This window comes from Streptomyces sp. NPDC088707 (assembly GCF_044752725.1).
Classification (GTDB): Bacteria; Actinomycetota; Actinomycetes; order Streptomycetales; family Streptomycetaceae; genus Streptomyces.
On record NZ_JBIVLV010000017.1, the window covers coordinates 25741 to 40158 of the forward strand.

The 14418-nt window shown below is 72.7% G+C and carries 11 protein-coding genes; 6 read left to right on the forward strand and 5 right to left on the reverse strand.

Translation table 11 applies throughout. From position 1 onward, the window contains the following. Positions 1–33 precede the first annotated feature (33 nt). From ACIP84_RS35760 to ACIP84_RS35785, 6 genes are all read left to right on the forward strand, one after another. Entirely contained in the window at positions 34–924 is an 891-nt protein-coding gene (locus ACIP84_RS35760) for a DUF4231 domain-containing protein (protein ID WP_401803939.1), read from the forward strand. Next, positions 897–3305: an NACHT domain-containing protein gene (locus ACIP84_RS35765; protein ID WP_401803941.1), complete on the forward strand. Its 2409-nt coding sequence runs from the start codon at positions 897–899 to the stop codon at positions 3303–3305. Before ACIP84_RS35760 ends, ACIP84_RS35765 begins: the two co-directional genes overlap by 28 nt. A gap of 55 nt (positions 3306–3360) precedes the next feature. After that, complete coding sequence (locus ACIP84_RS35770; protein ID WP_401803944.1) at positions 3361–4272, forward strand: AAA family ATPase; 912 nt, start codon at positions 3361–3363, stop codon at positions 4270–4272. After that, the gene (locus ACIP84_RS35775; RefSeq protein WP_401803945.1) at positions 4269–5363 is read left to right on the forward strand and encodes a hypothetical protein; all 1095 of its coding nucleotides are present in this window, start codon (positions 4269–4271) and stop codon (positions 5361–5363) included. Before ACIP84_RS35770 ends, ACIP84_RS35775 begins: the two co-directional genes overlap by 4 nt. Positions 5364–5491: 128 nt before the next feature. Then, positions 5492–8401: a hypothetical protein gene (locus ACIP84_RS35780; protein WP_401803947.1), complete on the forward strand. Its 2910-nt coding sequence runs from the start codon at positions 5492–5494 to the stop codon at positions 8399–8401. A 5-nt stretch (positions 8402–8406) separates the two neighbouring features. Then, a complete protein-coding gene (locus ACIP84_RS35785; RefSeq protein WP_355960324.1) occupies positions 8407–9684 on the forward strand; it encodes a toll/interleukin-1 receptor domain-containing protein in 1278 nt (425 codons plus the stop codon). Between the two features lie 35 nt (positions 9685–9719). On the opposite strand, the gene ACIP84_RS35790 is transcribed toward ACIP84_RS35785, so the two are convergent. The 5 genes from ACIP84_RS35790 to ACIP84_RS35810 are packed head-to-tail and all read right to left on the reverse strand — an operon-like array spanning position 9720 to position 14393. After that, on the reverse strand, positions 9720–10298 hold the full coding sequence (locus ACIP84_RS35790) for a hypothetical protein (RefSeq protein WP_355960322.1): 579 nt from the start codon (positions 10296–10298) through the stop codon (positions 9720–9722). Next, positions 10295–11461, reverse strand: a complete 1167-nt coding sequence (locus ACIP84_RS35795; RefSeq protein WP_401803951.1) for an ROK family glucokinase — start codon at positions 11459–11461, stop codon at positions 10295–10297. The genes ACIP84_RS35790 and ACIP84_RS35795 overlap by 4 nt, the downstream gene beginning before the upstream one ends. A gap of 57 nt (positions 11462–11518) precedes the next feature. Continuing rightward, on the reverse strand, positions 11519–12325 hold the full coding sequence (locus ACIP84_RS35800) for an ATP-binding cassette domain-containing protein (RefSeq protein WP_355960318.1): 807 nt from the start codon (positions 12323–12325) through the stop codon (positions 11519–11521). After that, positions 12322–13377, reverse strand: a complete 1056-nt coding sequence (locus ACIP84_RS35805) for an ABC transporter permease (protein ID WP_355960316.1) — start codon at positions 13375–13377, stop codon at positions 12322–12324. Before ACIP84_RS35805 ends, ACIP84_RS35800 begins: the two co-directional genes overlap by 4 nt. After that, complete coding sequence (locus ACIP84_RS35810) at positions 13374–14393, reverse strand: sugar ABC transporter substrate-binding protein (protein ID WP_401803955.1); 1020 nt, start codon at positions 14391–14393, stop codon at positions 13374–13376. Before ACIP84_RS35810 ends, ACIP84_RS35805 begins: the two co-directional genes overlap by 4 nt. Between the last annotated feature and the right edge of the window lie 25 nt (positions 14394–14418).

The following is a 14418-nucleotide window of genomic DNA, read 5'->3' on the forward strand; positions in this document are numbered from 1 at the left end:
TCGCCGTACGTGAGCAGCCGTCAGAATCTCCCTGTGACAGTGACGCAGGAGCAAGCGACGATGCAGCAGGTGTGGGACCAGCAGAGCGTCTGGTCGCAGAGCGCGAACCGGCTCAAGAAGGCCGTCGAGACGGCCCGTTCGAGGGCTCTCGCACTGGCGGTCACCGCTGCCGTGCTGGGCACGGCGGCCTCGCAGCTGATGGAGTGGAGTGCCTGGCTCGGCACGACCCTGGCCTTCGTCGCCGCCCTGGCCGCCGGAATGTCCCCGCTGCTCGCCCACCGGGGCGGCCCCGCCCGGATGAGCGACTGGATCCGGACGCGGGCCGTGTCCGAGGCGCTCAAGGGGGAGATCTACACCTGCCTCGCCGGCGTCGGCCCCTACGCGGACCGCGCGAGCGCCCCGACGCTCCTCGCGGACCGGGCACGCCACTTCCGCAGGGACGCCGCCGACCTCGTACGGCACACGGCAGGGGTGTCCCCGGTGGCACGCCCCCTGCCGCCCGTCGCCGACATGGACACCTACGTCGACCACCGGCTGCGCCGCCAGATCGACACGTACTACCGCCCCAAGGCCGCCTGGATGCAGGGCAGGGTGGAGCGGTTCGGCAAGGTCGAGCTCACCTTCGGAGCGGTGGGCGCCCTGCTGGCAGCAGCCGGCGGCGCCTTCACCATCGGCGGGCTCGCCGCCTGGGCCGGCGTGATCGCCTCCGTGTCCATCGCGGTGACCGCACACGCGATAGCCCAGCGGTACACCTACCAGCACCTCGAATTCCTGCGTACGGCCGAGGAGTTGCAGCATCTGCTCGACCGCTGGGCGGCTGATCCGGCGGCCACCGGCGCCGGCGCCGAAGCGTTCGTGTCCCAGTGCGAGCACGTCATCTCCATCCAGAACGAGGCGTGGATGATCCGCTGGACGGTGGGCTGATGGGGGCGGTCGGGCCGGCGCGGAACGCGCTCGCGGCAGCCCTGCACGCGGCACGGCTGCGCACGGGGGCCTCGCCGTCCGCCGTCGGCGCGGTCCTCCGGCTCTCCGCCGGTTCCGTCTCGGCGTTCGAGCAGGGCAGCCGGATACCGCCACCGGACCTCCTGGGCGTGTACGCGACGGCGGTGGACCTGGCCGAGGACCACCTGAGGGGACTGCGTCGGGCCGCCGAGGCCGAGGCGGCGGACGAGGCCGAGCTCGACGCGGAGTTCGAGGACTCGTACGCCGAGTTCGTCCTGCGGAGCCTGCCGGGATCGGAGAGCCTCGGACTGAGCCGGTCGCTACCGGTGCTGGCCTCCGGCCGTGCCGGACCCGGGGGCGGCCTGGAGGAAGCCCTCTCCGAAGGAGGCCGTGCGGTGCTGCGGGGCTCCGCCGGTTCGGGCAAGACCACGTACGTCCTCGGTCTGGCCGCCGACGCGGCCCGCGCGATCCGAGGGCGGGACGACGCGTCCGCCGTCGTCCCCGTGCCGTTCCTGGTCCGTGCGGGGCACCTCGACGTGGCGCGCGAACTCCCTCGTCCGGCGGACCTCCTCCGGAGCTGGATCGGGCGACACCTTCCGCCGGCGCCGCCCACGGGGTGGCCGGAGCGCGTACTGGCCTCCGGGAGGGGCCTGCTCCTGGTCGACGGGATCGACGAGGTCGCCCCGCAGGAGCGGGAGAAAGTCGCTGCGTGGCTCCGTGAGCTGTTGTCGGCCTACCCCGCGACAGCATGCCTGGTGACCACCCGGCCGGCCGCGGTGCGCTCCGGATGGCTGGAACCGCTGGGCTTCTCGGAGTTCGTGTTCGGTCCACTGAGGACCGCCGACCTCCACCGCATCGTCGCCGCATGGCGCGAACATCGCCGAGGGAGGACAGGCGACGCTCTGCCCCCCGAGCGGTGGGACGCCCTCCTGCGCGTTCTGGAGACCGACGCCCGACTCCGGGAGCTCCTGACGAACCCGGTGATGTGCGACACCGTCTGCGCCCTCTTCCAGGGCAGCGGCGGGCGGCTCCCGCTCGACCGGATCGCGGTCTGCCAGGCCCTGCTGTCTCCTTCGCGGTGGTCGCGCCACCCGGACGGCGGCTCGCTGGACCTGCCGGAGGACAAGCAGGTGGCGGCGCTGCGGGGCGTCGCCCTGCCCATGCTGCGGAACGGGAACCGCGAACTCCCCTACCTGGAGGCCGTCGCGGGGGTCCGCCTCGCCCTCGGCACCCGTCTCATCGGCGAAGGAGCCGCCGAGTCCGTCCTGCGCACCCTGCTGAACCACAGCGGTGTCCTCACCACCTCCGCCGGCGACACCGTCGCCTTCGTCCACTCCGCCGTCACGTCCTACCTGGCGGCGCAGCTGTTCCTGGAGGAGGGGCTGTCCGAGCTGATCGACCGGGCCCACCTCGACCACTGGCGGGACACCGTGGTCTTCGCGGCCCAGCTCGCGGCACCGCCCGAGCGTGCCGAGCTGATCCGGGCGGTCGAGTTCCGTGGAGACGCCGATCGTGAGCACAGGACAAGGCTCTGGCTTCTGGCCGCCGAGGCGGCCCGGGCGTCCCCCGCACTCGACGCGGTGGTCCGCGAGGAGGTCGAGGAACGCAGGGCGCGCGTGATTCCGCCGCGGAGCGACGAGGACGTGGCGGCCCTTGCGCAGCTGGGACCGCACGTCATCCACCTGCTCCCCGGGCCGGAGGACATCCCTGCCGACGACCCGGCCGTCGCCCTTCTCCTGCGCACGGCGGAGCTGATCGGCGGCGAGATCGCGGACGCCTACCGGCTGCGCTTCACGGAGGCGGCGGGCTCACACGGCGGCGCCGACGGCGGGGAGGAGAGCCGGTACAAGCGGCCGGGCGGGCTGCGGCTGCCGCCGCTCGCCCTGGAGACCTGGAGTCACACATCGGCCCGCGGCGGGCCCCGCACCGCCCCGCGCCTCCGGCGTTCCGTCCCGGACGGGCCGTACGCACCCGAGGTGCCGGAGGGTGATGCGCGGCGGGGTGTCTGCCGTGGCGATGCCGAGATCCTTCCCGAGCTCTGGGAGCTGCCCGAGCTGCACACTCTGGCCATCGAGGACAATCCGTCGCTGACCGAGCTCGGCGGACTCGCCCACCTGCCGAAGCTGCGCACGCTCGTCATCACGGGGTGTCCCCACCTCCGGGACCTGACGGACCTGAGGCACTCCGGGGTGATGTTCCTCCAGCTCGACGACGAGCCGGCGGACGAGCTGCTCGACACGCTGGCGTCCGCGGCCCGCCTGCGCGCCCTGTACCTACGGGACGCGGGACCGGGATTCGACCCCGCCGGGATCGGCAGGAGGCTGCCCGGGGTGGCCGTACTGGGTGGGGGAATTCGCGGCTGACGGCGGTCGCACGCAGGGCAGAATGAGCGGACCTACCGGTGGCTGAGGAGGCCATGTGCTGCAGTACGAGAAGGAGTTCGACCCCGCACCGGAAGGAGGCGGCGCGCCGGACGACTCCCCGATCGAGGAGTCCGACAACGACACGGCGGCCGGATACGCGGCGGACGACGAGGTGTACGTCTTCGACGACGAGCGGGTCGTCCTCGCCGTCAACGTCGCTCTCAAGACAGGCCGTCCGCTGCTGCTCTTCGGTCCGCCGGGATCCGGCAAGTCGTCGCTGGCCCCGAACGTGGCCCGCGTCCTGGGCTGGGACTACCACGCCCATGTGGTCACGGCCAGGACCGAACCGGAGGACCTCCTCTGGCGCTTCGACGCCCTGAGGCGCCTCAACGACGCCCAGGCCCGGAAGCTCGACGACGACATCAGCGCCTACTACACCAAGGGCCCGCTGTGGCGCGCCTTCGCCCCCGAGAACGGCGTGCGCTCGGTCGTGCTGCTCGACGAGATCGACAAGGCCGACCCCGATCTCCCGAACAGCCTTCTGGGACCGCTGGGTTCGCTGTCCTTCCCCGTGCCGTGGGACGACCGCACCACCGTGTCCGCCGAGCCCGGAGAGGAGCCCTTCGTCGTCATCACCTCCAACGACGAGCGCGAGCTGCCCCGGCCGTTCCTGCGGCGCTGCGTCGTCTTCGAGTTCGGCCCGCCCTCCCGTGATCACCTCCTGCGGGTGGCCGCCTCGCACCTCGGCACGGACTACGACGAGCACCTCACCGGCCAGGTCGCCGACTACATCCTCTCGGTGCGCGGCATCGTGGCCGATCCCGCGGCCGGTCCCAGCACCGCCGAGTTCCTGGACGCGCTCAAGGCCTGCCGCCGGCTGGGGGTCACACCCGGAACCAAGGAGTGGGAGATGCTCCGGACGATCACGCTGCACAAGCGACGTGAAGGGCTGGAGCCCCTCGGATGAGCGCCCGTGGGGAGGTGTTCCTCGGCGATCTCGCCCGTGCGGTGGCGGGACTGCGGCCCGCCGACGCGGAGACCATGGCGGCGATGGCCCGTCTGCTGCACCTGGAGCCCGCCCCGTCCCCGGGGCCGGCGTACGGCGATCCGGCGCGCCCGCCGTCCGCAGCCCGTCCGTCGGCACCCGCCCCCTCCCCCATGGCCGATGAGGGCCGGCCCTCCAGCGGTCCTGAGGAGCCGGCGGGCGCCGCACCGGCGGCGCGACCGGCACGCCGCGGACAGGGGGAGGACGACGCGCGGGCCCGCCGCGGCCGCGAGCGGGTCAGAAGGCTCGGGGACCGGCCGGTGGACCTCTCCCTCACCTCGCTCGACCCGATTCCTGGAGGGGTCGAGGGACGGGCGGCCGGCGGCGGGTCCCCCGCTCCCGACCCGGAGCTCCTCCGCCGCGGAGCCGTGACCACCGGGCTGCGCCACGAGCCGCCGTGGAAGCGCGACTGGGAGCGGGGCGTGGTGTTCGCCGCCGTCGCCACCACGGCCGAGAGCACGGTCTACGACCAGCCCGCCCTGATCCGCAAGGTGGCACGCCAGGAGGTGCTGCTGTCCATCCCGCGGCGCCGCCGGCTCACCACCCGCCGCGGCGCCCAGCTGCTCCTGGACCACGGCAAGGCGATGGTCCCCTTCCAGGACGACCGTGACTGGCTGTGCGAGCTGGTCGGCAGCGTCGCCGGACGGGACCGCGTCGAGGTGCTGCGGTTCCGCGGCACGCCCGACCGAGGGGTGGTACGCGACGATCCGCGGGTCCGCGAGCCGTACCGCCCGCCCGCGCCGGGGACACCGGTGGTGCTCTTCTCCGACCTGGGCCGGATGCGTCCGCCGTTCGCCTCGGGGGCCGTCGCGGGACCGGCCGAGTGGCGTACGTTCGTCGACTCCGTGCTCCACGCCGGGTGCCCGGTCGTGTGCGTGACGCCCTATCGGCCCCTGGACTACTCCCCCGCGCTGCGCCGGGTCATCGCGTTCATCCCCCTGGACCACGGGATCTCGCTCCGCCACGCGCACGAGGCGACGTCGCGCGTGCGCCGGGCACTGGAGGGGGCGTGATGCGGGACGTCGGCACGTCGGGGATCCACGGATCCGCCCGGTCCGGGACGTTCTCGGGGGGAGACGGACACCATGCCGGTCGCCCGGGCGGCAACGAGCCGGACGGGGCTGTCCGCCCGGAGGACGGGGTGGACGCCGAGATCGCGGAGCTGGCCGGGGTACGACCCGATCTGGTCCGGCTCGCCGAGTGCCTGTGCCTCGCGGCGGGGGTCGAGCGGGCGTTCCTCCGCAGGGCGAGGATACGCTTCCTCCCCCGTACGACCGCGGGTCTCGAGGCCGAGCTGTGGTTCTCGCCGCTGGTGGAGTCGGCGGGAGACCAGATGCTGCTGCTGGACCCGGCGGTGTCCGAGGTCCTGCGTCGGCGCCTGACCGGCGGACCTCGCGAACACGCCGAGGCGGTGCGGGAGTTCACCGCCGACGCGCACCGTGAGGCGCCCCCCGTGGTCCGCTGGTTCGAGGATCTCCTCTGGGCGGGCCTGTTGCCGACCGCCGACGGCCATGAACGGGTGAAGGAGGGCCTGGCCCGGATGCTCCTCGCGGTCACCGCGGACGAGGACGAGGCTGCGGACGATCTGGGGCGGTGGGCGCTGCACTACCTGCCCCGGCTGCCCGCCGGAGTGCTGCGGCACGACGACGCCTGGCGCATTCAGGTCGCGTCCTCGGAGCGGCTGGGACTCGACCCTCCGCGCGACCCGTTCTCCCGGCCCGAGGCGATCGCCTCCGGCGCCAGGGTGCTCGTGCAGCGTGATGTCGTCATCGGGGTGTCCGCGCGTTCCGGAGGGCTCGTGCTGAGCAGCCCGGCCGCGCTGGATGCCGTGGCGATCAGCGCCTCCGGAGGACACACGGTCCGGCTGGACGTCACCGGCGCACTCGAACCGCCGCCGCGCATGGCCCCCGTCCGCGTCGAGCTGCGTGCGGACCAGAGCGTCCTGCTGCCTCTGACGGTGGTCCAGCGGCTGACCCGCTCAGGACGGCCCGAGTGGAGTCTGGCGCAGCCGCGCCGCGCCCTGGAAGTGGCCGCGGGCGGGCAGGCGTCCGCGTCGGATCCGGCGGGCCCGCACGTCGCCGTCCTGCTGGCCGACGGGACGATCGTGTTCCACGACCACGAGGGGGAGGCGGTCGCGGCGGTCCCCGCTCCTTCGGACGGTGCGCCGCGACACTCGCTCACCCTGTCCCCGCACGGCACCACCCTCGCATGGGTCGAGGACGGCGCGGTGCACCAGTGCGAGATGGTGCCGGAGCCCGGCCCCGTCCAGGTCCTGCGCGGCGAGGGCGGTGTGGTCGATGTGCGCTTCCGGCCGGACTCGCGCGACGAACTCGTCTGGGGAACGCTCTCCCAGGGCGTGCTCGTCCTCCGGGGGAAGCACTCCCTCGCCGAACCCGTCTACCTGGCCGACGACGGGGTGAGAGCCGTCTGGCCGTTCTTCGGCGTGCGGCCGGCCCTGCTCGACGAACTCGACCGACTGTGGCTCTGCAGGACCTCCGGCGAGCACCAGCTGCTCGCCGAATCCGTCGCCTCGGTCAGCGGCTCCCAGGACGGGAGGTGGCTGGTGGCGGCGCAGCGGGACGGCACCGTGCTCGCCTGGCCCCGTGGACGCTCCGGACGGCATACCCTGCTGGGCCGAGCTCCCTGGGAGCCCACCGACCTCGCCGTCGACGCCGCCGGGACGCACGTCGCGGCGGTCGGCGGGGACGGGCGTCTGGTCGTCTGGGACCTGACCGAGACTTCGCCCCCGCCCCTGGTGGTCCGGGTGGACTTCGCCGCCGACCGGATCTTCGCCGATCCCTCCGGGGGATGGACGGTGGCGGGATCCGGCGGCCCCGCCGGGCTGCGCACCGAGGACGGCCGGCGGTACCTCGTCTCCCCGGACCACGAGCCCGACCTCCGCCCGGACGACGTCCCCGCCTGGATCCTCGGCTGCGTCCTCGCCGAGGTCGAGACGTCGGTCCTGTGGGGCGCTCGGGCCGCTGCTCCCTCCGAGGTCATGAAGGACCTCTCCGAGACGGGTGCGCGGTGCGTTCTCGCGGGTCCGCTCGTCCCGCCGCCACTCGCCGACCCGGCACGCCCGAACGCCGGCGGCCGGGACGGGGGCGCGGCGTTCGACGGCCTCGACGGCAGCGCCCCCCTGATCGAGGCCGCGAAGCGGCACGGGGTGCGCTTCGTCGTCGATCTCGATCTGACCGGGGACGAGTTCGGGCGGATGGGGGCGGTGGCCAGGGCGAGGATCTACGACGGGGTGCGCCGGTGGCTCGACCGCGGCGCCGACGGGGTGCGGATCACCGGGGGCGCCGCCATCGGGCGACGCTTCCTGCGCGACCTGCGCCATCTGCTTCAGGGGTACGACGACCGGGTCCTCATCGAGAACCGTCCCTGGGAGCTCTACGCCGACGCGCATGACGCCCCGGTGACGGCGGGCGGCCTCTCCGACGCCAGTCACGTGGCGAACCTGCCACTGTCACCGGACACGACCCTCGCCCTGGCGCTGCGGATCCGGTCCGGCACCCTGGGTTCGGACCATTCGGACGCGTACGCGGCGCGGCTGGCGCAGGCGGAGCAAGCCCTGGAGGCGGCACGCCGGGGTGCCCAGTGGGGCCACACGCTGCCCGAGCAGCTTCTCCTGCCCGAGCACCAGGCGCTCGCGGCAGCCGTGCTGCTCAGCCTGCCCGGGTGCCCCACCCTGCCCCTGGGGCTGCTCGGCGAACCGAGGACGGCAGCGCTGCTGCGGTTGCGGCAGGCCCATCTCGCGCTCTCCAAAGGAACCCTCCAACTGCATCACTTCGGCGGGCCCGAGGTGCTGGCCGTCCTGCGGACGCACGGTTCCGAGACGATCCTGTGCCTGGCGAACTCGGCGCAGCAGCGCAGAACGGTCTCCCTGCCCTCCTCCTTCCCGGCGGGAGCGGTCCGTCTCCTGGACCTGCTGGACGGCCGTGAGGTCGAGCACGACGGCCCCGTGCCCCTGGACCTGTCGGTCGGCGGCCTGGACGTCCGCTGGCTGATGGTGATGCCCCTCCGGTCCGATCTCGGTCCCCGGGGGTAGTGCCGGTGCTGCGTCGTCCTCGGATCTTCCTCAGCCACAGCTCGTCCCGGTGCTCCGCCGAGACCGGCTGCGAGTGCCGGCGGTATCTGGAGGCGCTGGAGCGGCTGGTCGGGGAGCACGACTGCGAACCCGTGGTGGACAAGCGGTTCCTGAACGGCGGCGACGAGTGGGACGAGGAGGTCCTGAAGGAGATCAAGACCTCCCACGGAATGGTCGTCCTGATCTCACCGCACGCGCTGACCTCGCACTACGTGATGAAGGAGGCGATCGTGGCCCTCGCCGAGAAGGTGGGGAGCGACGGCGCCTTCCTGATACTTCCGGTCCTCCTGCCCGGCGTACGCCGCAGCCAGCTCAAGGACAGCGTGCTGGAGAAGCTGAACCTCGGCCGCTTCGACATGGTCGACTGGTCCTCCGCGGCCGGCCCGGGTACACCGCCGGAGAAGATCGCCGCGAGCCTGCGGCCCCTGGTGGAGCGCCTCGGCGGGGTCCCGTATCCCGAGGTCACCGCGTTCGTCGCCGGCCGGATGTCCGACGTCCCCGCCGCGGTCCTCGAACGGGCCGCCACGGACCTCGGCGTCCCCACGCTCGCGCACGCCACCGACCACTCCCGCCACCGGGTCGCCCAGGGGCTCCTCGCCGAGCGCCCGGTGCGGGGGCCGGGGGACGCCTGCGCACTGCGGTCCGCGCTCAAGAGCGTCCTTCCGCAGGTCAGGCTGTCGGAGCACCGGGCGGACATCGTCGATGTGGTCGTGCCCTACGCCCGGGTGCCGAAGGCCGACGCGGAGCGGCTGCGTGCCGTGGCGTTCGGGGCCGGGGAGCGCGTGGCCCTGCTCCCCGCCGAGCACGGTGAGACCCCCGACATGTACGTGCGGAGGGCGAGCGAGACTCCGGAGCCCTGGTCGGTGTGCAGGCCCGGGCCTCGCCCGGACGTGACGGGTTACGCCGAGGGACTCGTCGCGGAGATCCGCGGGTTGCTGGTCGAGGAGATCGCCTGGGGGTTCCCGTGCGACGACGACGAGCTGCGGGACCTCCTGGCACGGCACGAGAAGGAATCGGGTCCGGTCACCGTCGTTCTCAGGCAGCCGCCCGACCCCCGGCTGCTCGACGCGCTCCTCGCGCACTTCCCCCGTCTGCTGTTCCTCTTCGCGCACCGTCAGGCGGTGGCCTCGCCAGGGGCGGCCGGCCAGGTCCGGCTGGAGGGGATGACGCCGGGGCAGGAGCAGGACATGATCCGGACGCACCGGCAGTTCACGACCCGGTCGGCGGGCGGCGGCTGCCGCTGACGCGCGCGGTGGGCGGTGAGGTCGCCTCGCTGTCCTCAGGGGCTCGTCGCCGAGACCGCGTACACCCGGGGGAACGCCGGCTCGGTGAGGTCGACCGTCAGGTCGGTCGCCGGGCGGGGTTCCTCGCGCTTCACCGTCGTGCCGGCCCAGTTGACGCCCTCGACGAAGTTCCAGCCCGCGATGTCCGCGTCACGGTCGCCGACCGTGATCCGGCCCGGGGTGAGGGCGGCGCGGCTGGTGCCGGACTCGGCGAGGAAGGCGTCCAGGCCGGCGGCGGTCGTCGTGAACTGCACGTACAGCCGGCTGGTCTTCCAGTTGCTCGTCTCGTAGTAGGCGACCCCCCACGCCCCGGCGGGGATCGGGACCTCGAAGATCCGGCGCTTCATCAGCGAGGGCCAGTTGTCCTGGAGGCCCGCCGCCGAGGACTCGCGCTCCTTGTCGCGGCCGCTGTCGCGGCTCTGGCCCGCGGAGATGACGAGGTAGCCGGCCGGGATGCCCACGAGCAGGACGATGATGACGGCGGTGAGCCAGCGGCGGCGGATCATGTGCCGGTGGTCTTCGGGGAGCTTGCCCCCGGTGTCGCGCGGCGGGGTGGACTGGTGGGGCAGGGTCATGAAGGCGGGTCCTCGGGGAAACGGGCGGCCCGGCCCGAGGTCCCGCTGCGCAGGGCCTGGGCGTAGCGCTCGTACCGCTCCACCCGGCGCCGGTTGGCGCGGCGGAAGCGGCGGGCGACGAGCCGGGCGAGGTCGGCGGCGCCGACCATGCCCGCCTCGGGGCCGAGCTGGGCGCGGGTGATACGGGCCTCGGGACGGTAGCCGCGGCCGGTGAGGTGGCGGCGGAAGGAGTCCCTGGCGGGTCCGATGAGCAGGTCGTCGGCGGCCGAGACGCCACCGCCGATGACGAAGCAGGAGGGGTCGAGAGCGGCGGCGAGGTTGGCGATGCCGACGCCGAGCCACTGCCCGATGTCCTGGAACAGCTCCACGCACATGGCGTCGCCCTCGCGGGCGAGCTCGGTGATGAGCGGTCCGGTGATCTCGGGGACGTTCCCCTTGACCCGTTCGATGATCCCGTACGCGACCGGGGAGTCGGCGGCGGCCAGCTCGCGGGCCTCGCGGACCAGGGCGTTGCCGGAGCTGTACTGCTCCCAGCAGCCGCGGTTGCCGCAGGGGCAGCGGTGGCCGCCGGGGACGACCTGCATGTGGCCGAACTCGCCGGCCACCCCGAACTTGCCGCGCTTGACCTGGCCGTCCTCCAGGATGGCGCCGCCGATGCCGGTGCCGAGCGTGATCATGACGAGGTGGTCCTCGCCGCGGCCGGCGCCGAAGCGCCACTCGGCCCAGGCAGCGGTGTTGGCGTCGTTGTCCACCATGACGGGGACGGCGAGGCGGCTCTGGAGGGCGTCCTTGAGGGGCTCGTTGCGCCAGGCGAGGTGCGGGGCGAAGAGCACGGTGGCGCGCTCGGCGTCGACCCAGCCGGCCGCGCCGATGCCGACGGCGTGCACGTCGTGCCGGTCGGAGAGGTCCAGGACCAGCTCGACGATGGTGTCCTCGACGACCTTGGCGCTCTTGGACTTGTCCGGGGTCTCCGTGCGGAGCTTCTCCAGGATGTTGCCGTCGGCGTCCACGACGCCGGCCATCACCTTCGTACCGCCGATGTCGATGCCGACGGTCGGCACCCGCGGCGCCGTCAGATGGGAGCGCCGCTCCCGGGTGCCGACGGTCCGCAGCACGGTGCCCCGGGCCGATCCCCGGTGGGCGAGGTCACGGTAGGTACTCATCGGCTCCGATTCTGCCAGGTGGGGTGTCAAGGGGCCGTTCGATCGCGGCCGCGTCCGTCAGGTGCCGGACGGCCGCTCCAGTTCGTGCCGCAGGTCCTCCAGCTCGGTGCCGCCGGCCATCTGCCGGGTCAACTCGTCGAGCGTGACGGAGCCCTTGGTGTGGCTGCCGGCCATGACGCCCCGCTTGAGCAGCACGAAACGGTCGCCGACCAGGTACGCGTGGTGCGGGTTGTGGGTGATGAGAACCACGCCGAGACCCTGGTCGCGGGCGGCGGCCACGTACTTCAGGACGACGCCGGACTGCTTGACGCCGAGCGCGGCGGTCGGCTCGTCGAGGACGAGGACCTTCGCGCCGAAGTGGACGGCCCGGGCGATGGCCACGCACTGCCGCTCGCCGCCGGAGAGGGTGCCGATGGGCTGGTCGACGTCGCGCAGGTCGATGCCCATGCGGAGCAGCGCCTCGCGGGTGGTGGTCCGCATCAGGCCGACGTCGAGCCGCTTGAAGGGGCCGGAGCCCTTGGTGGGCTCGGAGCCGAGGTAGAAGTTCCGCCAGACCGGCATGAGCGGGACGACGGCGAGGTCCTGGTAGACGGTGGCGATGCCCCGGTCGAGGGCGTCGCGCGGGTTGGCGAGGGTGACCTCCTCGCCCTCGATGCGGAAGGTCCCCGTGTCGTGCTGGTGGAGGCCGGCGACGATCTTGATGAGGGTGGACTTGCCGGCGCCGTTGTCGCCGAGGACGCAGGAGATCTCGCCGGAGCGGACCTCCAGGGAGACCCCTTCGAGGGCGCGGATGTTGCCGTAGTACTTGCTGACGTCGTCGAGTTCGACGAGCGGAGCGGACTCGGTCTTCGTGGCCGTCGTCACTTGGTGGCCTCCACGCGCTTGCGGATCCAGGCGTTCAGCAGGGTCGCCAGGAGGAGCATCGCTCCCAGGAAGAACTTGAACCAGTCCGGGTTCCACTCGGCGTACACGATGCCCTTGCTCGTCATGCCGAAGATCAGGGCGCCGATCGCCGAGCCGATGGCGGAGCCGTATCCGCCGGTGATCAGGCAGCCGCCGATGACGGCCGCGATGATGAAGATCAGCTCGTTGCCGACGCCCTCGCCCGACTGGACGACGTCGAAGGAGAAGAGCAGGTGCTGGCCGGAGATCCAGGCGCAGAACGCCACGCCCAGGTAGAGGCCGATCTTCGTCCGGTAGACCGGGACGCCGACGGCGCGGGCCGCGTCGGCGCCGCCGCCGACCGCGAAGATCCAGTTGCCGAAGCGGGTGCGGAGCAGGATCCAGGTGGCGAGCGCGACCAGGCCGAACCACCACAGGATGGTGACCTTGAACTCGACGCCGCCGATGGTCAGCTGCGAGGCGAAGAGCTTGCGGGCGGAGGAGAAGCCCTCCATGTCGGCGATGGTCTTGGTGGAGACGGTGCCGCTGATCAGCTTGGTGAGGCCGAGGTTCAGGCCCGTCAGCATGAGGAAGGTGCCGAGCGTGATGATGAAGCTGGGCAGCTTCGTACGGGTCAGCATGACGCCGTTGAACGCGCCGATGGCCAGGGTGACGAGCAGCGAGACGCCGACGCCGACCCAGACGTTCGCCGTCATCTGGTAGCTGAACATCGACGAGACCAGGGCCGAGCTGGTGACCAGGACGCCGGCGGACAGGTCGAACTCGCCGCCGATCATGAGCAGCGCGACGGGGACCGCCATGATGCCGAGCGTGGAGGCGGCGTAGAGCACGGTGCCGAGGCTCGACGGGTTCAGAAAGCTGTCGGCGGCCACGGAGAAGAAGACGAAGACGGCGATCGCGCCGACGACGGAGCCGAGCTCGGGGCGGGCGAGCAGCTTCTTCAGGCGGGTGGTGCGCAGCAGCCGTTCGTCGACGTGGTCGAGCCCGTCGGACGGTGGGGCGGTGGAGCTCATCGGGTGCCCCGCTCGGCGTACTCGACGAGCTTCGCGGCGTCGTCCTCGGTGATGATCTGCGGACCGGTGAGGACCGGCTTGCCGCCGCCGAGGACGTTGGCGTTGTAGCGGTAGAGCCACAGCAGGTCGACGGCCTCGTAGCCCTGGAGGTAGGGCTGTTGGTCGACGGCGAAGCCGAGGGTGCCGGCCTGGAGGGAGGTGGCGACCTTGGCGTTGAGGTCGAAGGTGTCGATCTCGGCCTTGCTCCCGGCGCTCTTGGCGGCCTGGACGGCGGCGTCGGCGAACGGGGCGCCGAGGGTGACGACGGCGTCGACGTCCTTGTCGGACTGGAGCTTGGCCTCGATGGAGGCCTTGACGTCCGGCATGTTGGTGCCGTCGACGTAGAGGTTGACCAGCTCGCCGTCGAAGGTCTTCTTCGTGCCGGCGCAGCGCTGCTCGTGACCGACGTTGCCCTGTTCGTGCAGGACGCAGAGGGCCTTCTTCCTGCCCCGCTTGTCGAGCTCCTCGCCGACGGCCTCGCCGGCGACGGTCTCGTCCTGGCCGATGTGGGTGAGCGCTCCGTACGCCTTGGACTGCTCGGCGCCCGAGTTCACGGTGATCACCGGGATGCCGGCCTTGACGGCCTTGTCGACGGCGGCCTTCATGGCATCGGGCTTCGCGAGCGTGACGATCAGACCGTCGACGCCCTTGGCGACGTACGAGTCGATCAGCTGGGCCTGCTGCTGGGCCTCGTCGCTGTGGGCGTAGAGGAAGTTGATGTTGTCCTTGGCGGCGGCCTGCTTGGCGCCCTTCTGGACGATGTCCCAGAAGGTGTCGCCGTCACCCGAGTGGGTCACCATGGCGAAGGTCCAGCGGGGGGTGTCGACGGCCGCCCTGCCCTGGGCCTCGGCGGCCTTGCGGGCGTCCTCCGCCCGCTTTCCGCCGGTGCTGCTGCACCCGGCGAGCGCCCCGGTGAGCGCGAGCGCGAGCACGGCGCCGACTGCGGCGCGTACCCCTCCTGTCCGAAGCCTGGTCACGAGGCCGTGCCCTCCTTTGTGTCCT